At 72.1% G+C, this 21,441-nt stretch carries 15 protein-coding genes and 1 pseudogene; 10 read left to right on the top strand and 6 right to left on the bottom strand.

The features are described from left to right. Positions 1-403 precede the first annotated feature (403 nt). Together ACQEU8_RS29865 and ACQEU8_RS29860 are read left to right on the top strand one after the other, a co-directional pair. Complete coding sequence (locus tag ACQEU8_RS29865) at positions 404-1,618, top strand: helix-hairpin-helix domain-containing protein (RefSeq protein ID WP_433106551.1); 1,215 nt, start codon at positions 404-406, stop codon at positions 1,616-1,618. Between the two features lie 539 nt (positions 1,619-2,157). After that, positions 2,158-4,152: pseudogene (locus ACQEU8_RS29860) on the top strand (ComEC/Rec2 family competence protein); the annotation flags it as partial. A gap of 298 nt (positions 4,153-4,450) precedes the next feature. Here ACQEU8_RS29860 and ACQEU8_RS29855 read toward each other — a convergent pair. Next, positions 4,451-4,696: a hypothetical protein gene (locus ACQEU8_RS29855; protein ID WP_433108815.1), complete on the bottom strand. Its 246-nt coding sequence runs from the start codon at positions 4,694-4,696 to the stop codon at positions 4,451-4,453. Positions 4,697-4,776: 80 nt separating this feature from the next. Here ACQEU8_RS29855 and holA point away from each other — a divergent pair, with 80 nt between their 5' ends. Continuing rightward, complete coding sequence (gene holA, locus ACQEU8_RS29850; RefSeq protein ID WP_433108813.1) at positions 4,777-5,778, top strand: DNA polymerase III subunit delta; 1,002 nt, start codon at positions 4,777-4,779, stop codon at positions 5,776-5,778. A gap of 624 nt (positions 5,779-6,402) precedes the next feature. Here holA and rpsT read toward each other — a convergent pair. Beyond that, positions 6,403-6,669: a 30S ribosomal protein S20 gene (gene rpsT, locus ACQEU8_RS29845; RefSeq protein WP_433106549.1), complete on the bottom strand. Its 267-nt coding sequence runs from the start codon at positions 6,667-6,669 to the stop codon at positions 6,403-6,405. A 308-nt stretch (positions 6,670-6,977) separates the two neighbouring features. Here rpsT and lepA point away from each other — a divergent pair, with 308 nt between their 5' ends. After that, on the top strand, positions 6,978-8,846 hold the full coding sequence (gene lepA / locus ACQEU8_RS29840; protein ID WP_433106547.1) for a translation elongation factor 4: 1,869 nt from the start codon (positions 6,978-6,980) through the stop codon (positions 8,844-8,846). 338 nt (positions 8,847-9,184) lie between these two features. Continuing rightward, the gene (locus ACQEU8_RS29835; RefSeq protein ID WP_433106545.1) at positions 9,185-11,077 is read left to right on the top strand and encodes an AMP-dependent synthetase/ligase; all 1,893 of its coding nucleotides are present in this window, start codon (positions 9,185-9,187) and stop codon (positions 11,075-11,077) included. Between the two features lie 136 nt (positions 11,078-11,213). Here ACQEU8_RS29835 and ACQEU8_RS29830 read toward each other — a convergent pair whose 3' ends face one another. Continuing rightward, positions 11,214-11,810: a response regulator gene (locus tag ACQEU8_RS29830; protein WP_433106543.1), complete on the bottom strand. Its 597-nt coding sequence runs from the start codon at positions 11,808-11,810 to the stop codon at positions 11,214-11,216. A 326-nt stretch (positions 11,811-12,136) separates the two neighbouring features. Between ACQEU8_RS29830 and ACQEU8_RS29825 the strand changes: the two genes are divergently transcribed. Next, entirely contained in the window at positions 12,137-13,912 is a 1,776-nt protein-coding gene (locus ACQEU8_RS29825) for a SpoIIE family protein phosphatase (protein WP_433106541.1), read from the top strand. A gap of 47 nt (positions 13,913-13,959) precedes the next feature. Here ACQEU8_RS29825 and hemW read toward each other — a convergent pair whose 3' ends face one another. From hemW to ACQEU8_RS29810, 3 genes are all read right to left on the bottom strand, one after another. Next, positions 13,960-15,183, bottom strand: coding sequence for a radical SAM family heme chaperone HemW (gene hemW / locus ACQEU8_RS29820; RefSeq protein ID WP_433106539.1), 1,224 nt, complete (start codon positions 15,181-15,183; stop codon positions 13,960-13,962). 56 nt (positions 15,184-15,239) lie between these two features. Continuing rightward, positions 15,240-16,088 carry a DUF3097 domain-containing protein gene (locus ACQEU8_RS29815; protein ID WP_433106537.1) on the bottom strand — a complete coding sequence of 283 codons (849 nt, stop codon included), beginning with the start codon at positions 16,086-16,088 and terminating at the stop codon, positions 15,240-15,242. A gap of 125 nt (positions 16,089-16,213) precedes the next feature. Next, the gene (locus tag ACQEU8_RS29810; protein ID WP_433106535.1) at positions 16,214-16,966 is read right to left on the bottom strand and encodes an MBL fold metallo-hydrolase; all 753 of its coding nucleotides are present in this window, start codon (positions 16,964-16,966) and stop codon (positions 16,214-16,216) included. A 227-nt stretch (positions 16,967-17,193) separates the two neighbouring features. Between ACQEU8_RS29810 and hrcA the strand changes: the two genes are divergently transcribed. The 4 genes from hrcA (at position 17,194) to ACQEU8_RS29790 (ending at position 21,403) form a co-directional block, all read left to right on the top strand. Next, positions 17,194-18,210, top strand: a complete 1,017-nt coding sequence (gene hrcA / locus ACQEU8_RS29805) for a heat-inducible transcriptional repressor HrcA (protein ID WP_433106533.1) — start codon at positions 17,194-17,196, stop codon at positions 18,208-18,210. Continuing rightward, entirely contained in the window at positions 18,211-19,344 is a 1,134-nt protein-coding gene (dnaJ, locus tag ACQEU8_RS29800; protein WP_433106531.1) for a molecular chaperone DnaJ, read from the top strand. A gap of 239 nt (positions 19,345-19,583) precedes the next feature. Beyond that, entirely contained in the window at positions 19,584-20,669 is a 1,086-nt protein-coding gene (locus tag ACQEU8_RS29795; RefSeq protein ID WP_433106529.1) for a nitronate monooxygenase, read from the top strand. After that, on the top strand, positions 20,666-21,403 hold the full coding sequence (locus tag ACQEU8_RS29790; RefSeq protein WP_433106527.1) for a 16S rRNA (uracil(1498)-N(3))-methyltransferase: 738 nt from the start codon (positions 20,666-20,668) through the stop codon (positions 21,401-21,403). Before ACQEU8_RS29795 ends, ACQEU8_RS29790 begins: the two co-directional genes overlap by 4 nt. Positions 21,404-21,441 lie beyond the last annotated feature (38 nt).

Raw genomic sequence — 21,441 nt, 5'->3', positions numbered from 1 at the left:
CTGCCTACCGTCGGTGGGCATGAGCGAACGAGCAGCAGAAACAGCACGTCCGCGGCCTGCGGGCGGGGAGTCACCGGACGAGTCGTGGGACGGGCGGAGCTCCTGGGAGGACGCGTACGGAGAGTTGGGCGAGCCGCAGGGGGAGCGGGCGGCTGACGACGGAGTCGACGGCCCCGGCCCCGGCACCGGCACCCGGACCCGTCGTCCCCCGCGTCGTCGGCCGCCCCGGGGCCCGCGCGCCGCCCCGAGTACGGGCCCGGGGCGTCGGGGTGCCCACCGCATGCCGCGGCGTATGCGCCCGGCGGCTCCGGAGCCTCGCGCGGCGGCGCGCGCCCGGTCCCTTCTGACGGAGCAGTCGCAGGGTGAGGCCCCGATGCCCGAGCCCCGCACGAGGACACGTCCCATGGTCGAGCGGCCCACCGTCGGGCGACCCGCTGTCGAGCGGCTCGCCGACGAATCGGATCTCCCTGTCATGCCGCGAGCCGATGCCATCGCGGCGGCGCGTACTGCCGTGCACCGCAGCAGGGAGCGCAGGCGCCGACGGCAGGGGGACGTGGAGGGGCCGGACGGTCCATCGAGTCCTGAACCGGCCGAACTGGCGCCGGGAGAGCAGCACATGGCGCCCCGGCAGCTGGTGAGAAGGCCGGAGCCGGCGGCGGGTCCTGGGGTGGGACCGGAGCCGGAATGGGAGCCGTGGTCGGAGCCGGGACCGGGGGACGGCTCCGAGCCGGGGCGGGTGGGCGCGGGCTTCTTCGCCGAGAGGCAGGAGGAACACGAGAGGCGGGAGGAGCACCAGCGGCGGGAGGAGCACCAGCGGACTGGGCGGCGAGACGGGGAGCAGGAGCAGCTGGACGAGGCGTCGGCCCGGCTGTCGTGGCGGGAGCGCTGGGGGCTCGCTCTGGAGGAGCGGCTGCCGGTGTGGCTGCGGGTGCGGTGTGGGATCGAGCCGAAGACGCTGGTGGCGCTCTGCCTGGTGCTGCTGGTCGCGATCGGGTTCGCCGTCCACCACTTCTGGACCGGACGACCCCAGGGCGTCGCGGTTCCGAATGTCCAGGAGGGCGCCTCGGGGCGCCCCCGGGAGGCTGGCAGCGCTTCGGCGGCACCCGTCGCGGGTGGGGGCGCTCCCGGCGCCGGAGGTGCCGCACGGGGCAAGCGGCTGGTGGTGGATGTGTCGGGGAAGGTTCGCGAACCGGGCGTGCAGCACTTGCCGGCGGGCTCCCGGGTGGCTGACGCGCTGGAGGCCGCCGGTGGATTGCGCAAGGGAGCGGACGCCGGCGGGCTGAACAGGGCACGGCTGCTGGTGGACGGCGAGCAGATCGTGGTGGGCGCGCCGGGCCGGGCAGGAGCCGCCGCGAGCCCGGCGCCGGGCTCTGGCGCCGCGTCGGGTGCTGCGGCCGGTCCGGGGGGTGCGAGCGGTGCGTCCGGCGCACCGGTCAGTCTCGGTTCGGCCACCCAGGAGCAGTTGGAGACCTTGCCGGGCGTCGGGCCCGTGCTGGCGCAGCACATTCTGGACTACCGCACGGAACACGGCGGCTTCCGCTCCGTGGACGAGCTTCAGGAGGTCAACGGGATCGGGGAGAAGCGGTTCGCGGACATCAAGCCGCAGGTGACACCGTGACCGGCGGCGGACCGTCGGCCGAGGTCCGGGCCGGGCCGCCCAGGCGCGGCGGAGGGCCGGACCCCGGGGACGGAGCCGCGCGCGGGGCGCCCGCACCGGATCCCACGACGGGCAACGGGGGGTCGGTGCGCGAAGAGCCGCTGGACCTGCGGCTGGTGCTGCCCGCCCTGGCGGCATGGGCCGCCACCGCCCTGTTACTGGGTGCGTCGGCGGAACGTGCCGTGGTCGGCGTCGCGCTCTGCGGGATCGCGGGGCTCGGGCTACTGGTCTGGTCGGTCCGGGGAGGTGCCGCGGCGGCGCGGAACGAGGGGCCCGCGGGGCTGCTCGGGGCGGCTGGGGGTGCCCTCGGTCGCGGCGTCCGCCTTCGGCGAGGAAGCCGGACGCTGCTGGTGGGTGCGGCCGGCACCCTGCTGTGCGCCGCGGCGGCGGGCGGTAGCGCGGCGCTGCACGCGGCCGACCTGCGCAGGGGGCCGTTACCCGGGCTGGCGGAGCGCCAGGCGCGGGTGACCGTAGAGGCCACTGTCACAAAAGATCCGAGGATGACGCGGCCAAGGACGCAGGGCGCGCAGCAGTTGGCCGGGATGGTGGTGGTTCCTGCCGAAGCGGTCGCGCTGGTGGGTGAGGACGGCGCCAGGACCCGACTGCGTACGCCGGTGCTGCTCCTGGTCCGGCTGGAGCAGAACGGCGACGGAGGAGGAGCGAAGCCGGCGGCGTCCGCCGCGTCGCGGGCCGCGTGGTTGCGGGTGCTGCCCTCCACCCGGCTACGGGTGCGGGCCCAGTCGGTGCCGCCTGCCGCGGGTCGGCGAGGAGGCCAGGACATCGCCGCGGTGCTGCGCGTGGGGCCTGGTCCACCCGAGATCGTCACCGGGCCGACGGCCGTGCAGCGGGCGGCGGGTGAGCTGCGGGCGGGTCTGCGTGAGGCGAGCGGAGGGCTGGGCGGGGACGCGCGGGGGCTGGTGCCGGGACTGGTGGTCGGGGACACCTCCCGGCTGAGCCAGGAGCTGGAAGACGCCTTCCACGCGACGGACATGACGCACTTACTGGCGGTGAGCGGAGCGAATCTCTCGATCCTGCTGGTCGTCCTCATCGGGCCGCCGGGCCTTGCCCACCGGGCGGAGCGAGGGGGCCTCGCGCCCCGGCTCGGTCTTCCGCTACGGGCAACAGCGGTGCTGGCCGGGCTGCTGACGCTCGGCTTCGTGGTGGTGTGCAGGCCGGAACCCAGTGTGCTGCGGGCGGCGGCCTGCGGCCTGATCACGGTGTGGGCGATCGGCACCGGACGGCGGCGCTCGCTGCTGCCCGCGTTGGCGGCGGCGGTGTTGCTGCTGGTGTTCTACGACCCCTGGCTGGCACGGGACTTCGGTTTCCTGCTCTCCGTCCTGGCCACGGCGTCCCTGCTGACGGTGGCGCCGCGCTGGTCGGTGGCGCTGCGGCGGCGCGGCTGTCCGGGAAGAGCGGCGGAGGCGCTGGCCGCTGCGGCAGCGGCGCAGGCGGCGTGTGCGCCGGTGGTCGTGGTGCTGGAGGCGCACGTGAGTCTGGTGGCGGTGCCGTGCAACCTGCTGGCGGAGTTCGCAGTGGCACCAGCCACGGTGCTGGGGTTCGCCGCGCTGGGGGCGGCGCCGGTGGCGATGCCGGTGGCGAAGGGGTTGGCGTGGCTGGCGAGTTGGCCGGTGCGGGCCATCGCGGGCATCGCACGGACGGGGGCCGGGCTGCCGGGCGCCGAGATCGGCTGGCCCGGCACATGGACGGGTGCGCTGGGGCTCGCGGCCGCACTGGCCGGGGTGTTGGTGGTGGCGGCGCGGTTGCCGGTGCGGTGCCGGCCGTGGCTGGGTGCCGCCTGCGCGCTGGGGTTGCTGGTGGCGATGCTGCGTCCGGTGCCGCTGGTACGGCCGTTCACCGGGTGGCCGCCCACGGGGTGGCGGATGGTGGCCTGCGATGTGGGGCAGGGGGACGCGCTGGTGCTGGCTGTGGACGGGGAGCGAGGAGGTGCCGGCGGGGCGATCGTGGTGGACGCGGGGCCCGATCCTGCCGCTGTGGACCGGTGCCTGCGGGAGCTGGGGGTGGAAACGGTGCCGCTGGTGGTGCTGACCCACTTCCACGCCGACCATGTGGCGGGGCTCCCCGGGCTGCTGCGGGGGCGGAGCGTGGGAGCGATCCGGACGACGGGGCTGGCGGAGCCGTCGGATCAGGCGGAGTTCGTGCGCCGGATCGCGCGGCACGCGGGGGTGCCGGTGCACGCCTCGCACATGGGGGAGCGGCGGCGTGCCGGGGATCTGCGTTGGGAGGTGGTGTGGCCGCCACCGGCACCGCCGATGCCTGTTGGTGGGGATCCGACAGGTGGGGCGGCGGGAATCGGCGGCGGAAGCGGGGGAGAGGAGGAAGGCGGGGGTGCCAACGACGCGAGCGTCACGCTGCTCGTCCGTACGTCGGGCCTCAGGCTCTTCCTGGCCGGTGACCTCGAACCAAGGGCGCAGCAGGGACTGTTGGCGTTGCGGCCCGATCTGCCGCAGGTCGATGTGCTCAAGGTCGCGCACCACGGTTCGCGGTACCAGGAGCCGGAGTTGTTGCGGCAGCTCCGGCCGCGGGTGGCTCTGGTGTCGGCGGGCCGGGAGAACCCGTACGGGCACCCGGCCCCTGAGACGCTGGGTGCGCTGGCCGCCGCGGGGGCAGTCGTGGCGCGGACGGACCGGAACGGGGCGCTGGCGCTGACACGGCGCCCGGACGGGACCCCCGCCGTGGTGACCCAGCGGGGCAGCCCCGGATCGGGGGAGCAGGCGCCGCCGTCACCGGGCGCGGGGCGCCACGGCCTGGCCGCTCCTGACCGTGACAGCCGGGTCAGTCGCGTTCCAACCAGCCCTCGTGGGCTGCGGCGAGGGAGTCCAGCAGGGCGGGGTCGTAGTCGGCGTGCGGATCTTCGAGGACCACCAGCCATTGGGCGTCCTCGGCGTCGTCCTCCCCGGCGAGGGCGTCCCGGACGAGTTGAGGTTCATCGGCGAGCCCGAGGCGCAGTTCCAGTTGCGCGGCGACCTCCTCGGCCGCGTCCCTGTCGGGTAGCACCAGCACATGACGTACGTCGTTCACCGGGGCATTCTCTCAACGGCGCCCCGGCGGGTGGCTTTCGCGGGGGCGCTCTGCCGGCCGTGGTGTCGGTGCGGCGTGGGATGCTGGTCGCGATGGCTGGTACGCGTAAGAAGACCTCGGACGATCCGCTCACCCCGCTGACCGTGGCGGTGGGGCAGGAGGAGCTGCTCATCGAGCGTGCCGTGCGGGCCGTGATCGATGCCGCACGTGCCGCCGATGCCGACACCGATGTGCGGGACCTGGCGCCGGGGGACCTTCAGCCCGGCACGCTGGCCGAGCTGACCAGCCCCTCGCTCTTCGCCGAGCGGAAGGTGGTCGTCGTGCGCGGGGCGCAGGACCTGGCGGCAGACACCGTCAAGGATGTGAAGGCATATCTGGCGGCCCCGGCGGAGGAGATCACGCTCGTCCTGGTGCACGCGGGAGGCGCCAAGGGCAAGGGCCTGCTGGATGCCGCGCGGAAGGCGGGTGCGCGTGAGGTCGAGTGCCCCAAGATGACGAAGCCCGCCGACCGGCTGGCGTTCGTCCGTGGGGAGTTCCGTTCGCTGGGCCGGGCGGCGACGCCCGAGGCGTGCCAGGCGCTGGTGGATGCCATCGGCAGCGATCTGCGCGAGCTCGCCTCGGCATGTGCCCAGCTCACCGCCGATATCGAGGGCACCATCGACGAGGCTGTGGTCGGGCGCTACTACACGGGCCGGGCGGAGGCGTCCAGCTTCACCGTCGCCGACCGGGCCGTCGAGGGGAAGGCGGCCGAGGCGTTGGAGACGCTGCGCTGGGCTGTCGCCACCGGGGTCGCGCCGGTGCTGATCACCAGTGCGCTGGCGCAGGGAGTGCGGGCCATCGGCAAGCTGGCCGGAGCCCCGCGCGGGGCGCGGGCCGGCGATCTGGCGCGTGAGCTCGGGATGCCCCCCTGGAAGATCGACCGGGTACGGCAGCAGATGCGCGGCTGGACCCCGGACGGGGTGTCCACCGCGCTGCGGGCCGTCGCCGAGGCGGACGCGGCCGTCAAGGGCGGCGGCATGGACCCGGAGTACGCGCTGGAAAAGGCCGTAGTCACCATCGCCGGCGCGGCCCGCTCCCGCTGAGGCCGCTCCTGCTGACGCCGCCCGACCCCTGTGCCAGGCCCTCGCTGTTCCGGCTGGCCCCTGTGTTGGCCCACCCGCTGTGCAGACCGCCCGGTTGTTGGCTGACCCCTGGGTCGGCTGCCTGCGGAACCGGCTGACCGTCGAGTCGGCCGCTGATCCGGCGGACCGGTGAGGCTGGCAGATCTCTGTGCCGACTGCCCCCCTGAGCCAGCTGACTCCTCAGTCAGCCGCCCGCAGAATCGGCCGCCCGCCCGCCGGGCCGGCAACCACTGTGGCGACCACCACTGCGCCGACCCACCCGCCACCCCGGCCCCCGGTGCTGGCCAACCCCGATCCGCCCACCGCCAAGCCACCACCAAGCCGTCTCCGTGGACCCCGCAGCGCATGGCGAAGACCCCGCGGCGCATGGCGAAGGCCCCGCCTGGGCCCTGGGGAGGGGCTGGGACGGGGCCTTGCTTTGAGCTGTGTGATGCGCCGCACCCGCGTGGCGAACGCAGGCCGCGTGCGGCGCGCTGTCTCAAGCGGTTGCTCGGGCGTACGGCGGATGAGAGAGGGCCCGCCTCACAACGTCCGAGCGGTCGGGAGACCGACGAGCTGAGAGAAGCTGCGAGAAAGAAGAGGTGGTCAGCCCTTGAGGGAGGCCACCTGCTTGGCCAGCGCCGCCTTCTTGTTGGCGGCGTTGTTCTTGTGCAGCACACCCTTGCTGGCGGCCTTGTCGAGCTTCCGGGCGGCGTGCCGCTGGGCCTCGAGCGCCTTCTCGGCGTCACCGGCGGCCACGGCCTCGCGGGTGCGACGGATCGCGGTCTTCAGCTCGGACTTCACGGCCTTGTTGCGCTGCCGTGCCTTCTCGTTGGTCTTGATCCGCTTGATCTGGGACTTGATGTTCGCCACGAATGAGCCTTTGCGGTTCGGAGTTTCAAACGCCGGTGCCAGCAGGCACCGTCCAGTGCCATAAGGCACAGTCGGTCAGGCTACCAGCCGGGGTACCGGCCCTCCCAATCCGTCGGTACCCCGCGCGCATGGGACCATGGGATACGACACACCGTCTCGACGGGCCCGCACAGCCCCCCGAACGCGTCCGCGAACGCCCCCCAGGGCGTCTCCGCGTGTACCGACCGGGACACGCCAGGGACACCCCCGAGACCTCGCCGTACGACCCGACAGCCCGAACCGACAGGCCAGAACCGACAGGACACTGCGTGCCCGCGACCCCAACGAACGCGCCGGAGCCGAGCCGTACCGACCCGGCGCTGATCCGTAACTTCTGCATCATCGCGCACATCGACCACGGCAAGTCCACGCTTGCCGACCGGATGCTCCAGCTGACCGGCGTCGTGGACAAGAGGCAGATGCGCGCGCAGTACCTCGACCGTATGGACATCGAGCGCGAGCGGGGCATCACGATCAAGTCCCAGGCCGTGCGGATGCCCTGGGCGCCCACCGACAATCCGGACACCCCGCACGTCCTGAACATGATCGACACCCCGGGGCACGTCGACTTCACCTACGAGGTCTCCCGCTCGCTGGCGGCCTGCGAGGGCTGCATCCTGCTGGTCGACGCCGCACAGGGGATCGAGGCGCAGACCCTCGCCAACCTCTATCTGGCGATGGAGCACGACCTCACGATCATCCCCGTGCTCAACAAGATCGACCTGCCCGCGGCCCAGCCCGAGAAGTTCGCGGCCGAGCTGGCGCACCTCATCGGCTGTGAGCCGGAGGAGGTGCTGCGCGTCTCCGCCAAGACCGGCGAGGGCGTCGAGGAGCTGCTGGACCACGTGGTGCGCCAGGTCACCCCGCCGACCGGGGACGCGGACGCTCCGGCGCGCGCGATGATCTTCGACTCGGTCTACGACGCGTACCGCGGTGTCGTCACCTACATCAAGGTCGTCGACGGGATGCTCGGCAGGCGTGAGCGGATCCGGATGATGTCCACCGGCGCCACTCACGAGCTGCTGGAGATCGGTGCGAACTCGCCGGAGATGACGCCGGCCGACGGGCTGGGCGTGGGTGAGGTCGGCTATCTGATCACCGGGGTGAAGGACGTCCGCCAGTCCAAGGTCGGTGACACGGTCACCCTGCTCACCAAGGGCGCCGAGCAGCCGCTGCCCGGCTACAAGGACCCCAAGCCGATGGTGTTCTCGGGGCTGTATCCGCTGGACGGCTCCGACTATCCGGAGCTGCGTGACGCGCTGGACAAGCTGCTGCTCAACGACGCCGCGCTCACCTACGAGCCGGAGACCTCGGCGGCGCTGGGCTTCGGCTTCCGGGTGGGTTTCCTCGGGCTGCTGCATCTGGAGGTGATCCGGGAACGGCTGGAGCGCGAGTTCGGCCTGGATCTGATCGCCACGGCGCCGAACGTGATCTACCGCGTCGAGATGGAGGACGGCACCGAGCACGTGGTGACCAACCCGAGCGAGTTCCCGACCGGGAAGATCGCCACGGTGCACGAACCGGTGGTACGGGCCACACTCATCGCGCCCAGCGAGTTCATCGGCGCGATCATGGAGCTGTGCCAGTCGCGGCGCGGCAATCTGCAGGGCATGGACTATCTGTCCGAGGAGCGGGTGGAGCTGCGCTACACGCTGCCGCTGGCGGAGATCGTCTTCGACTTCTTCGACGCGCTGAAGTCCAAGACCCGCGGTTACGCCTCGCTGGACTACGAGCCCACGGGCGAGCAGACGGCCGATCTGGTCAAGGTCGACATCCTCCTCCAGGGCGACAAGGTGGACGCGTTCTCCGCGATCGTCCACAAGGAGAAGGCGTACGCCTACGGCACTCGGATGGCCAACAAGCTGCGCGAGCTCATCCCCCGGCAGCAGTTCGAGGTACCCATCCAGGCCGCCATCGGCGCCCGCGTCATCGCCCGCGAGACGATCCGCGCCATCCGTAAGGACGTGCTCGCCAAGTGCTACGGCGGTGACATCTCACGTAAGCGGAAGCTGCTGGAGAAGCAGAAGGAAGGCAAGAAGCGGATGAAGGTGGTCGGCCGCGTGGAGGTGCCGCAGGAGGCGTTCATCGCGGCGCTGTCCAGTGACGACAGCGGCGGCGAGGCCAAGGCCAAGAAGTAGCCCCGTACCTTTTTGCGGCGGCGCGCCCTTTTGCGACCGGCCCGTCGCGAGCGCACTCGGCAGCAGCCCCCTTACGTAGCGGCAGACCCCTTACGTAAGGGGGCTGCTGCCTTTACTCTGATCACTGCCCAATAGTTACTCGTGAGTCAATAAGTGCGTCGGCGAGCGAGTCGACAAGCGCGCGCCCCCCACAAGCCGCGCGAACCCCCACAAGCCCCACAAGCCGTGCCGAACCCCCACAAGCCCTACGCGGCGTGCGAGCCCCACAAGCAGGACGCAACCGAGCAGGACGCAAATCAAGCAGGACGACAAGCAGGACGCGGGTCCCGGAGGATGTCGTGAGCGACACACAGTCCCTGATCGAGAACCGGCCGCCTTCCGTGGCGACGCTCTTCCTGGAGCGGGTCGAGGCCACCCCGGACGCGGAGGCGTACCGCTATCCGGTGATCCGGCCCGCGGGTGAGAGCGAAGGGCCCGACGAGTGGCGCTCCTACAGTTGGCGCGAGGCGGCCGAACGGGTCTACTCGATCGCCGCGGGGCTGATGGACCTGGGCGTACGCCCCGAGGAGCGGGTCGCCATCGCATCCGGCACCCGGATCGAGTGGATCCTCTGCGACCTGGGCATCCTGTGCGCCGGCGCCGCCACCACCACCGTGTACCCCAGCACCAACGCCTCCGAGACGGCCTACATCCTCGCCGACTCCGACAGCCGGGTGCTGATCGCCGAGGACGCCACCCAGCTCGCGAAGATCCGTGCGCACCGGGACGAGCTGCCGAACCTCGCGCATGTGGTGCTGATCGACGGCGAACCCACCGCCGAGGACACCGAGGGCGACTGGGCGCTGAGCTTCGCGGAGCTGGAGCGGCGCGGCGCCGCCTACCGGGAGAAGCACCCCGACGCCGTCACCGAAACGGTGCGAGGACTGCGCTCCGACCAGTTGGCCACGCTTATCTACACCTCCGGTACGACAGGAAAGCCGAAGGGCGTCCGGCTGGCGCAGGACGCCTGGTCGTACATGGCCCGCGCGGTCCCGCAGACGGGCCTGCTCAACAAGGACGACGTGCAGTACCTGTGGCTGCCGCTGGCGCACGTCTTCGGCAAGATGCTGATCTCCGTGCAGATCGACTCCGGGCACGTCATCGCCGTGGACGGCCGGATCGACAAGATCATCGAGAATCTGCCGGTCGTCCAGCCGACGAAGATGTGCGCCGTGCCGCGCATCTTCGAGAAGGTCTACAACGGTGTCGCGCAGAAGGCGCGGAGCGGCGGTGCGGCCAAGTACAAGATCTTCCAGTGGGCGGCCGAGGTTGCCCGCGAGTACGCGCGTACGACGCAGGACAACCAGCGTCGTACCGGGGTGGCCGACGCGCCAACCGGGCTCAAGGTCAAGCACGCCATCGCCGACCGGCTCGTCTACAGCAAGCTCCGCGAGGCGTTCGGTGGCCGCATGGTCGGCTGCGTCTCCGGCTCGGCCGCGCTCGCCCCCGACCTCGGCTACTTCTTCGCTGGTGCGGGCATCCCCGTGCTGGAGGGCTACGGGCTCACCGAGTCGTCGGCCGCCAGCTTCTGCAACCGCACCGACAACTTCCGTACCGGCACCGTCGGCAAGCCGATGCCCGGCACCGAGGTGCGGATCGCCGAGGACGGCGAGATCCTGCTGCGCGGCCCCGGCATCATGCAGGGCTACCACGGGCTGCCCGAGAAGACCGCCGAAGTCCTGGAGGAGGACGGCTGGTTCCACACCGGCGACATCGGCGAGCTGTCCGACGACGGGTATCTGCGGATCACCGACCGCAAGAAGGACCTGATCAAGACCTCCGGCGGCAAGTACATCGCGCCTGCCGAGGTGGAGGGCCAGTTCAAGGCGATCTGCCCGTACGTCTCCAACATCCTGGTGCACGGCGCGGGCCGGAACTACTGCACCGCGCTCATCACCCTGGACGAGCCCGCCATCACGGCCTGGGCCGCGGATCACGAGGACCTCAAGGGCAAGCCCTACGCCGAGGTGGTCTCCTCCGAGCAGGTGCGCGGTCTGGTGGACGGCTACATCGAGCAGCTCAACGCGGGGCTCCAGCGCTGGCAGACGATCAAGAAGTTCCGGATCCTCCCGCGTGACCTGGACATCGAGCACGGTGAACTGACGCCGAGCCTGAAGATGAAGCGGCCGGTGGTGGAGAAGGAGTTCGGGGACCTGATCGAGGAAATGTACGAAGGTACGCGGGAGCGCTGACGCGCCCCGAAGGGGCGCGGGGAACTGCGCGACCAGCCGCAATGCGCCTGCAGGCTGCGAACGTCCGGCAGGGGCATCCCCTTACCAGAACAACGGGAGGGGTGAGGCAGGCCTGCCGCGCAAGCCCTTGCGGCTGTCAGGCGCCGCGTAGCTCGTCCAGCGCCTCTGCCAGCGCAGCTACGTCACGGGCGAGGCGGGCCGTGTCGGGGGTGGCGCCGGCTGCCAGGTGGCTCTCCACCGCCGCCAGGCGGGTGGCGAAGTCGTCCAGCCGGTGCTGCTCCTCCTCGCGCAGCCGGCGTAACTGGCGGTTCTTGCGGTGCAGATCGAGGAAGACCGCCACCTTGGTGCGCAGCACCCAGGGGTCGAACGGCTTGGTCAAGTAGCCGACGGCTCCCGTCGCGTAGCCGCGGTAGGCGTACCCGGTGTCCTGTGCCGTCTCAGCCCCGGTCAGAAAGATGATCGGGGTGTCCTTGGTCTGCTCGCACCGTTTGATGCGCTGCGCTGTCTCGAAACCGTCCATCCCCGGCATCACCACGTCCAGCAGGACCAGCGCGAACTCCTGCCGCAGCAGCGCCTGTAGCGCCTCCTCGCCCGACCGTGCCCGCACCAGCGGAACCTGGAGCACGCCGAGCACGGCTTCCAGCGCGACGAGATTGTCCTCCATGTCGTCGACGAGCAGGATGCCGGCTTCGTGTGCGGTGGCGCCGGTACGCCCTGGGGATTCTGTTGTCATCGCTGCACCGTTGGCTGTCGTTTGCCGGCCGGTCATGAAAAGGGACCGAGGAAGGCGAGCAGAGTACCCGGCGGCCGACCGGTGTCAACCGTTCAGGGACGGAAACGGCGGTGTTCAGCCACGATTTCCGTGACTCGGCGCGTATGGCCGGGCCCCTTCTGTCACCCTTGCTCTACCGCGCCGAGCGCGGCGGTAGGAACAGCCGGGGGGTTGCCCGGGAAAGCCCGGGGAGGGGTGCGATGGACAGCGCGGACGAAGCGGACCGAACAGAGCCGGACAGGCCGGCCACAAGGCCACCGCGGGGGGCGGCACAGACCGGGGGCGAGATGCCGCACACGGTCCGTACCGAACTGCCGCCCAACGCGCTCGCGGCAGCGGCTGCCCGCGGCTTCACCCGGGCGGCGCTCGGCAGGTGGAACGTCGGCGGTGACTCGGCCGACGACACGGTGCTGCTGGTCAGCGAGCTGGTCACCAACGCCGTCGTGCACGCGGGCACCTCGGTCGAGCTGGAGTGCCGCTACGCCGCCGGGGTCGTCTACGCGGAGGTGGCCGACCGCCATCCCGCGCGCCGGGTGGCCGCACACGGCGAGGAGGGCCACGGCCTCGGCCTGCGGCTGGTCGGCGCCCTCGCCAAGGAGTGGGGCATCAGCTACCGCAGGGACCGCAAGTCCGTGTGGTTCCAGCTCGGTCCCGCACCGCACCCCCTGGCCGCCACCGGCGAGGCCATCCCCGGCGAGGCCCTCACCGACGAAGCCCTCCCCGGCCAGGCGCTCCCCGGCGACGCGCTCCCGGGGAATCCCCTCCCCGAGGACACGTCGCCCCCGCCCTGCGCCGAGCCCCTGACGGCGCCCTCGGCCTCCCACCCGTACCGCGAGTGGACGAACAGCGGTGCGCTCTCCTTCCTCGCCGAGGCGTCCGATCTGCTCGCCGGGCACACCGACGAGGACAAGGTCGCCTCGCTCGCCGGGCAGTTGATGGTGCCGCGCTTCGCCGACTGGTGCGCCGTATGGCTGTGGGACGGCGAACGCTCCCGACTGCCCCGGCTGGCCCGGGTGTGGCACGCGCAGGAGAGCCGCATCGAGGAGCTGCGGGCCGAGCTCGCCGGGGAGCCGCCTGTCGCCGCGTCCCATGTACTGCCGGGTCAGGCCGCCCCCTGGCAGCGGCCCGCCGGCCCCGCGACGGGCAGCGGCAGCGGCGCCGCGGTGTTGTGCGACCTGGTGGTGGGAGGCCGACCGGTCGGTACGTTGGTGATCGGACGCACCGGGCTGCTGCGGATACCGGACGAAGTGATGGGCCTGGTGGAGGACTTCGCGCGCCGGGTGGCGCTCGCCGTGCTCTCCGCGCGCCGCTACACGCTCCAGGCGAACATCAGCCAGATTCTCCAGCGCGGGCTGCTGCCCAGCGAGGAGATGCACGTACCCGGTCTCGACACCGCGCTCGTCTACGAACCCGCCGGTGAGGGCGCCTGGGCGGGCGGCGACTTCTACGACCTGCTGCGGCTGCCCGACGGCCGCTGGCGCTTCGCCCTCGGCGATGTGTGCGGCAACGGCCCGGAGGCCGCCGTGGTCACCGGACTGGCCCGCCCGGTGCTGCGGCTGCTCGCCAGGGAGGGCCACTCCGTGCCCGAGACCCTGGACCGGCTCAACCGGGAGGTGGGCGAGCAGGCCAGGTTCCTCTCCGTCGTCTACGGCGAACTGGCCTTCCGTGACGGGCTCGTGGACTGCACGCTGGCCTGCGCCGGGCACCCGCTGCCACTGGTGCGGGACGCCTCCGGCGCCGTACGGACGGCCGCGGCACCGCAGTTACTCCTCGGTGTCGCCCAGCAGGTCGGGTACGAGTGCCAGTCCTTCACACTGCACCCCGGCGACACCCTGCTGTGCGTCACCGACGGAGTGACCGAACGCCGCAGCGGCCGCAGGCTGTTCGACGACGGCGACGGCCTCGCCACCCGCTTCGCCGACTGCGCGGGCCTGGACGCGGCCGGCACGGCCGACCGGCTGCGCCGCGCGGTGTACGCCTTCGCGGCTGACCTGCCCGCCGACGACCTGGCCATGCTGGTCCTGCGGGTGCCGGAGCGAACCGAAGCCGTACGCGACGGCTGAACCGACCGGCCTGATCGGCCCCTGTCCGCCGGGCCCGGCCGACCGGCTCAGTCCACCAGCTCCCTGACCACCGCGTCCGCCAGCAGACGCCCCCGCAGCGTGAGCACCGCGCGCCCCTCCTGGTACGGACCCGGTTCCAGCAGCCCTTCGTCGCGGGCCTGTTCGGCAGCCTTGGCCCCCTGCGGGGCGAGCAGCGAGAGGGGGCAGCCCTGGCTGAGGCGCAGCTCCAGCAGGATCCGCTCGACGCGCCTGTCCTCGGCGGTCAGCAGCTCGCGGCCTGCGCCGGGGGAGCGGCCCTCGGCCAGGGCCTGCGCGTAAGCGGCCGGGTGCTTGACGTTCCACCAGCGCACCCCGCCGACATGGCTGTGCGCGCCGGGTCCCGCCCCCCACCAGTCGGCGCCGGTCCAGTAGAGCTCGTTGTGCCGGCACCGGGCCGCCGTGTCGCCCACCACCGCCCAGTTGGAGACCTCGTACCACTCCATACCGGCCGCCGTCAGCCGCTCCTCCGCGATCAGATAGCGGTCCGCGTGCACATCGTCGTCGGTCATCGGCACCTCGCCCCGCCGGATCCGCCGGGCGAGCTGGGTGCCCTCCTCCACGATGAGCGCGTATGCCGAGACGTGGTCCGGACCCGCGCCGAGCGCGGCGTCCAAGGAGGCGCGCCAGTCGTCGTCGGTCTCCCCCGGCGTGCCGTAGATCAGGTCGAGGTTCACATGCGAGAAGCCCGCCTTGCGGGCCTCCGCGACGCACTCCTCGGGCCGCCCGGGAGTGTGCGTACGGTCCAGTACACGCAGTACGTGCGGGCGGGCGCTCTGCATACCGAACGAGATCCGGTTGAAGCCCGCTTCGCGCAGCTCGCCGAGGTAGTCGGCGTCCACCGACTCCGGGTTCGCCTCAGTGGTGACCTCGGCGTTCCCGGCCAGTCCGAACTCGTCCCTGATCGCCGCCAGCATCCGGCCCAGATCGGCGGCGGGAAGCAGGGTGGGGGTCCCGCCGCCCACGAACACCGTCTCGACCTTGCGCGGGTCCTCGCCGAGCACCCGGCGGGCCAGCCTGATCTCCTCGACAGCCTGTTCCGCGTACCGGTCGCGGGAGGATCCGCCCAGCTCGGTGGCGGTGTAGGTGTTGAAGTCGCAGTAGCCGCAGCGGGTGGCGCAGTACGGGACGTGCAGATAGAAGCCGAGCGGGCGGGCGCCAGCGCTGTCGAGCGCGTGCGGGGGCAGCGAGCCGTCGGTGGGGACGGGCTCACCGTCGGGGAGTGCGGAGGGCATGCTCCCCATTGTCCGGCACCGCTCGGATTACGGTGAGATCGCGGTCGCCCCGAAGATCACTCAGCCGGAGCGGTGACGAAGTCGATCAGCTCCTCGACCCGGCCCAGCAGCGCGGGCTCCAGGTCCTTGTAGGAGCGCACCCGGCCCAGCAGCTGCTGCCAGGCAGCGCCGGTGTGCTCCGGCCAGCCGAGGGCGCGGCATACGCCGGTCTTCCAGTCCTGGCCGTGCGGAATGCGCGGCCAGGCCCTGATGCCCGCCGACGCGGGCTTCACGGCCTCCCAGATGTCGATGTAGGGGTGCCCCACGACCAGCACGTGGTCGCCGCTGACCTGGGCGGCGATCCGCGACTCCTTCGAGCCGGGGACCAGGTGGTCCACCAGTACGCCGAGCCGCGCGTCCGGGCCCGGTGAGAACGCCTCCACGACGGCGGGCAGATCGTCGACGCCCTCCAGATACTCCACGACCACCCCCTCGATCCGCAGGTCGTCGCCCCACACCTTCTCGACCAGCTCGGCGTCGTGCCGCCCCTCGACGTAGATCCGGCCCGCCCGTGCCACCCGGGCCCGCGCGCCGGGTACGGCGATGGAGCCGGAAGCCGTCAGCCGCCGCCCGGCCGCCGGGGCACCGCCCTCGGCGGCCGCACCCGCGCGGGGGCGTACGAGCGTCACCGTCCGCCCCTCCAGCAGGAAGCCCGCCGGTGTCATCGGGAAGACCCGGTGCTTGCCGAAGCGGTCCTCCAGCGTGACCGTCGGTCCCTCAGCCGTCTTCTCACACCGCACGACCGCCCCGCAGAACCCCGTGGTGACCTCCTCCACCACCAGATCCAGCTCGGCGGCCACCTCCGGCACGGCCCGAGGGCGCTTCCACGGCGGAGTCAGATCGGGGTTGTCGTAACGGCTGCGCATGCCGCACATTCTGCTACGCGCCGCACACCGGGCGCCTTCGCGCTGCACGCCGGGCAGCTACGCGCGGTACGACGGGCGCCTACGAGTCGTACGACGGGCGCCTATCGTGCCGCGCAACCTGGCGCCTACGTGCCGTACGACGCGAACCGGCGTGCCAGCTCGTCCCGTTGTGCCCGTACGAAGGCCGCGTCGACCAGCGCCCCGTGTCCCGGTACGTACACCGCTTCCTCGCCGCCCAGCGCCAGCAGCCGGTCCAGCGCCGCCGGCCAGCGGGCGGGGTGGGCGTCGGCGCCGGTCTGGGGAGCGCCGGACTCCTCCACCAGATCGCCGCAGAAGACGACGTCGGGGGTGCCGGGCACCAGTACGGCCAGATCGTGCTCGGTGTGCGCGGGGCCCACGTTGACCAGTACGACCTCGCGCCCGCCCAGGTCGAGGGTCAGCTGCCCGCTGACCGGATGGTGCGGGCGCACCAGCACGTCCGCCGCCTCCGCGGCCTCGTCCTCCAGCAGGCCGTGCGCCACGGCGTCGTCCCGCAGCAGATCGGCGCTGCGAGCCAGCAGTTCGGTGACGCCGACCGCCGCGTACACCTCGGCGCCGGCGAAGACCGCCGTACCGAAGATGTGGTCGAAATGCGGGTGGGTGAGGACCACCCGCGTCACGCGGTGCCCCAGCAGCGCTGCCACGTCGGCACGGATCTCGGCGCCCTCCAGCAGCGAGGACCCGGTGTCGATCACCAGCGCGCCGTCCTCGCCGCCGACGGCACCCACCGTCGCGTCCCACTGCGGCAGTCTGCGCCGCAGCACTCCGGGCGCGACCCGTTCCCAGCGCCGGTCGTCGGCCGGCGGATTCTGCCTCGCGTCTTTACCGAACGGCTGCATACGACGACGCTAACGGCAGCCCGACCACCGTGCCCTCGGCCGCGCGGAAGCGGCGCTGTCCCGGCAGTGGCGCGGTACGGTCGGGCCCTGCGAGCAGGCGGCCCTTGCCCTGGCCGTGGTGACCGGCCGTACACTGGCTCAGGGACTTGGCACTCCGGCAGGACGAGTGCCAGAGACCGCCAGGGAATCGGGACTCCAGACCAGCGGCCGGACGGGAGGTGTGCGCCTTGCTCAGCGAGCGTCGACTTGAAGTCCTCCGCGCCATCGTCCAGGACTACGTGGGCACGGAGGAACCGGTGGGCTCCAAGGCCCTCACGGAACGGCACAACCTGAAGGTGTCCCCGGCCACCGTCCGTAACGACATGGCAGCGCTGGAGGACGAGGGGTACATCGCCCAGCCGCACACCAGCGCGGGCCGGATCCCCACCGACAAGGGATACCGCCTCTTCGTCGACAAGCTCGCCGGTGTCAAGCCGCTGTCGCCCCCCGAACGGCGCGCCATCCAGAACTTCCTCGAGGGCGCCGTCGACCTCGACGACGTCGTCGGCCGAACGGTCCGGCTGCTCGCCCAGCTCACCAGGCAGGTCGCGGTGGTGCAGTACCCGTCGCTGACCCGCTCGACGGTGCGGCATGTGGAGCTGCTGGGGCTGGCGCCCGCGCGGCTGATGCTGGTGCTGATCACCGACACCGGACGGGTCGAGCAGCGGATGATCGACTGCCCGGCGCCGATCGGCGAGACGGTGCTGGCCGACCTGCGCGCCCGGCTCAACAGCCGGGTGGTCGGCGAGCGCTTCACCGAGGTCCCGTCCCTGGTGCAGGATCTGCCGGAGGCCTTCGACGCCGACGACAGAGGCACGATCCAGACGGTGCTGGCCACCCTGCTGGAGACCCTGGTCGAGGAGACCGAGGAGCGGCTGATGATCGGCGGCACCGCCAATCTGACCCGCTTCGGGCACGACTTCCCGCTCACCATCCGGCCCGTACTGGAGGCGCTGGAGGAGCAGGTCGTGCTGCTGAAGCTGCTCGGCGAGGCCAAGGACCCCGGCATGACCGTACGAATCGGGCATGAAAACCAGCATGAGGGACTGAGTTCCACATCGGTCGTCTCGGTCGGCTACGGTTCGGGCGACGAAGCGGTCGCCAAGCTCGGTGTGGTCGGACCGACCCGCATGGACTACCCCGGAACGATGGGAGCTGTACGCGCAGTGGCACGGTACGTCGGACAGATCCTGGCGGAGTCATAAGTGGCGACGGACTACTACGCGGTCCTCGGCGTGCAGCGTGACGCCTCGCAGGACGAGATCAAGAAGGCGTTCCGCAGACTCGCGCGCGAGCTGCACCCGGACGTCAACCCGGATCCGAAGACCCAGGAGCGGTTCAAGGAGATCAACACCGCTTACGAGGTGCTCTCGGACCCGCAGAAGAAGCAGGTCTACGACCTGGGCGGCGACCCGGCCTCGGGCGCAGCGGGCGCCGGTGCCGGCGGGTTCGGCGCGGGCTTCGGCAACTTCAGCGACATCATGGACGCCTTCTTCGGTACGGCGGCGCAGCGCGGGCCGCGCTCGCGCACCCGCCGGGGCCAGGACGCCATGATCCGGCTGGACATCGACCTGGAAGAGGCCGCGTTCGGCACCACCAAGGACATCCAGGTCGACACCGCCATCGTCTGCGGCACCTGCAACGGTGACGGAGCCGCGCCCGGCACCTCGGCGCAGACCTGCGACATGTGCCGCGGCCGCGGCGAGGTCTCCCAGGTCACCCGGTCCTTCCTGGGCCAGGTCATGACCTCCCGGCCGTGCCCCCAGTGCCAGGGCTTCGGCACCGTCGTACCCACCCCCTGCCCGGAGTGCGCGGGCGACGGCCGGGTGCGCTCGCGGCGCAGCCTCACCGTGAAGATCCCCGCCGGCGTCGACAACGGCACCCGCATCCAGCTCGCGGGCGAGGGCGAGGTCGGCCCGGGCGGCGGCCCCGCCGGTGACCTCTACGTGGAGATCCACGAGAACGCCCACCCCGTCTTCCAGCGTCGCGGTGACGACCTGCACTGCACGGTCACCATCCCGATGACGGCCGCGGCTCTCGGTACGAAGGTGCCGCTGGAGACGCTGGACGGCATGGAGGAGGTCGACATCCGCCCCGGCACGCAGTCGGGCCAGTCGATCCCGCTCCACGAGCGCGGCATCACCCATCTTCGCGGCGGCGGTCGAGGCCAGCTGATCGTCCACGTCGAGGTGACGACGCCGACCAAGCTGGAGCCGGAGCAGGAGGAACTCCTCCGCCGCTTGGCGAAACTCCGCGGCGAGGAACGGCCGACGGGCCAGTTCCAACCGGGTCAGCAAGGGCTGTTCTCGCGGTTGAAGGATGCCTTCAACGGTCGTTGAGGCGGGGCCGGTCGGGTTCGGCCGGGGGTTCGGGGGTTGTCCCCCGGGTGATGCAGTCGGCCGGGGCAGCAGGGGCTGTTCTCTCGGCTGAAGGATGCCTTCAACGGTCGTTGAGGCGGGGCTGTTCGGGTCCGGCCGGGGGTCCGGGGGGTGTCCCCCGGGAGGTGCTGTAACGGGCGTTGACGCGGGGCTGTTGGGGCTCGGCCGGCGCTGTGGTGGGGGCGTGACAGGATGTGGTCATGTCCACCTCGTCGCCTTCGCTCTCCGAGCTGACTGCGCATCCCGTCATCCAGGCACCGATGGCAGGCGGGGTCTCCCGTCCTGAGCTGGCCGCGGCGGTGAGCGAGGCGGGGGGCCTGGGCTTCCTGGCCGCCGGGTACAAGACGCCGGAGGCCATGTACGAGGAGATCCGGCAGCTGCGGCGGCTCACAGGGCGCCCGTTCGGCGTCAATCTCTTCATGCCGCAGCCCCGCACCACCGACCCGTCCGCGGTGGTCGTCTACCGCGAACAGCTCGCGGGCGAGGCCACCTGGTACGAGACGGAGCTGGGCGACACCGACTGCATGACGGACGACGCGTACGAGGCGAAGCTGGCGATCCTCCACGACGACCCCGTCCCGGTCGTCTCCTTCCACTTCGGCTGCCCCGCCCGCCGGGTGCTTGATCGGTTCGCCGAGCTGGGCACGTACACCATGGTGACCGCGACCTCGGTCGCCGAGGCCCGGGCGGTGGAGGCGGCCGGTGCGCACGCCGTGTGTCTGCAGGGCATAGAGGCGGGCGGCCACCAGGGCACGCACCGCGACGATCCGCAGGCCGACCGGGGGAGCGGCGGCATCGGGCTGCTGACCCTGATCACGCAGGTCAGAGAGGCGGTGCGGCTGCCGCTGGTCGCCGCGGGCGGACTGATGCGCGGCGAGCAGATCGCGGCTGTGCTCGCGGCCGGCGCCGTCGCGGCGCAGCTCGGCACCGCCTTTCTGGCCACCCGGGAGTCCGGCGCCCACCCGGTGCACAAGCAGGCGCTGGCCAACCCGCTGTTCACCCGTACCGAGCTGACCCGGGCCTTCTCGGGGCGCCCGGCGCGGGGACTGGTCAACCGCTTCATGCGCGAGCACGGCCCGTACGCGCCCGCCGCATATCCGCAGCTCCACTATCTGACGGCCGGGCTGCGCAAGGCCGCGGCGAAGGCGGGCGATCCGCAGGCGATGGCCCTGTGGGCGGGTCAGGGGTATCGGCTGGCACGGGAGATGCCCGCGGGACAGCTGGTGGAGGTGCTGGCGGCCGAGCTCGCCGAGGCACGCGCGGCCCTGCGGGAGGAGGCCTCGTGAGCGCGCCGGTCTTCCTCGCCGACTCCGCTCTGCTGCGCCCCGGCACCGTGGTACTCGACGGACCGGAAGGGCGGCACGCCGTCTCCGTCCGCAGACTGCGGCCGGGGGAGGAGGTCGTGCTGACGGACGGCGCGGGAACGGGGGCGTACGGCAGTGTGACCGCCGCCGAGGGCAAGGACCGACTGGAGGTCGCCGTACGCGAGATCCGTACCGAGCCGGAACCGCGCCCCCGGATCACCGTCGTACAGGCGCTGCCCAAGGGGGACCGGGGCGAGCTGGCCGTGGAGACGATGACGGAGACGGGCGTGGACGCCGTCGTGCCGTGGGCCGCTTCGCGGGCCGTGACCCGGTGGAAGGGTGACCGGGCGGCCAAGTCCCTCGCCAAGTGGCGGAGTACGGCGCGGGAGGCGGGGAAGCAGGCGCGGCGCCTGCGCTTTCCGCAGGTCGCCGACCTCGCATCGGCGCGGGAGGTCGCGGAGTTGCTGAGGTCCGCCGATTTCGCGGGGGTGCTGCACGAGGAGGGCAGCACACCGCTGGCCACCGCCGCCCTGCCGGCGGAGGGAGAGATCGTGCTGGTCGTCGGTCCCGAGGGCGGGGTCGCCCCGGAGGAGCTGGAGCTGTTCGCCGCCGCGGGCGCCGAGCCCTACAGGCTCGGGCCCAGCGTGCTGCGCACCTCCACCGCCGGGACGGCCGCCGCCGCGGTGGTGCTCGCCCGCTGCGGCCGCTGGAGCTGAGGGGCCGTCCGAACGCTGGAGCTGAGGGGCCGCCAAAC

It is taken from the genome of Streptomyces sp. CA-250714 (genome assembly GCF_050936705.1).
In the GTDB taxonomy this organism is placed as follows: Bacteria; Actinomycetota; Actinomycetes; order Streptomycetales; family Streptomycetaceae; genus Streptomyces.
The sequence above is the reverse complement of the archived record's forward strand: the minus strand, read 5'-3'. Positions and strand labels throughout refer to the sequence as shown.

What these genes read in the sequence shown, in the direction of transcription:
- ACQEU8_RS29865 (WP_433106551.1), top strand. Translation starts at nt 404, where the DNA reads ATGGTCGAGCGGCCCACCGTCGGGCGACCCGCTGTCGAGCGGCTCGCC.
- holA (WP_433108813.1), top strand. Translation starts at nt 4,777, where the DNA reads ATGCTGGTCGCGATGGCTGGTACGCGTAAGAAGACCTCGGACGATCCG.
- ACQEU8_RS29830 (WP_433106543.1), bottom strand. Translation starts at nt 11,810, where the DNA reads ATGACAACAGAATCCCCAGGGCGTACCGGCGCCACCGCACACGAAGCC.
- ACQEU8_RS29825 (WP_433106541.1), top strand. Translation starts at nt 12,137, where the DNA reads ATGCCGCACACGGTCCGTACCGAACTGCCGCCCAACGCGCTCGCGGCA.
- hemW (WP_433106539.1), bottom strand. Translation starts at nt 15,183, where the DNA reads ATGCCCTCCGCACTCCCCGACGGTGAGCCCGTCCCCACCGACGGCTCG.
- ACQEU8_RS29815 (WP_433106537.1), bottom strand. Translation starts at nt 16,088, where the DNA reads ATGCGCAGCCGTTACGACAACCCCGATCTGACTCCGCCGTGGAAGCGC.
- ACQEU8_RS29810 (WP_433106535.1), bottom strand. Translation starts at nt 16,966, where the DNA reads ATGCAGCCGTTCGGTAAAGACGCGAGGCAGAATCCGCCGGCCGACGAC.
- ACQEU8_RS29795 (WP_433106529.1), top strand. Translation starts at nt 19,584, where the DNA reads ATGTCCACCTCGTCGCCTTCGCTCTCCGAGCTGACTGCGCATCCCGTC.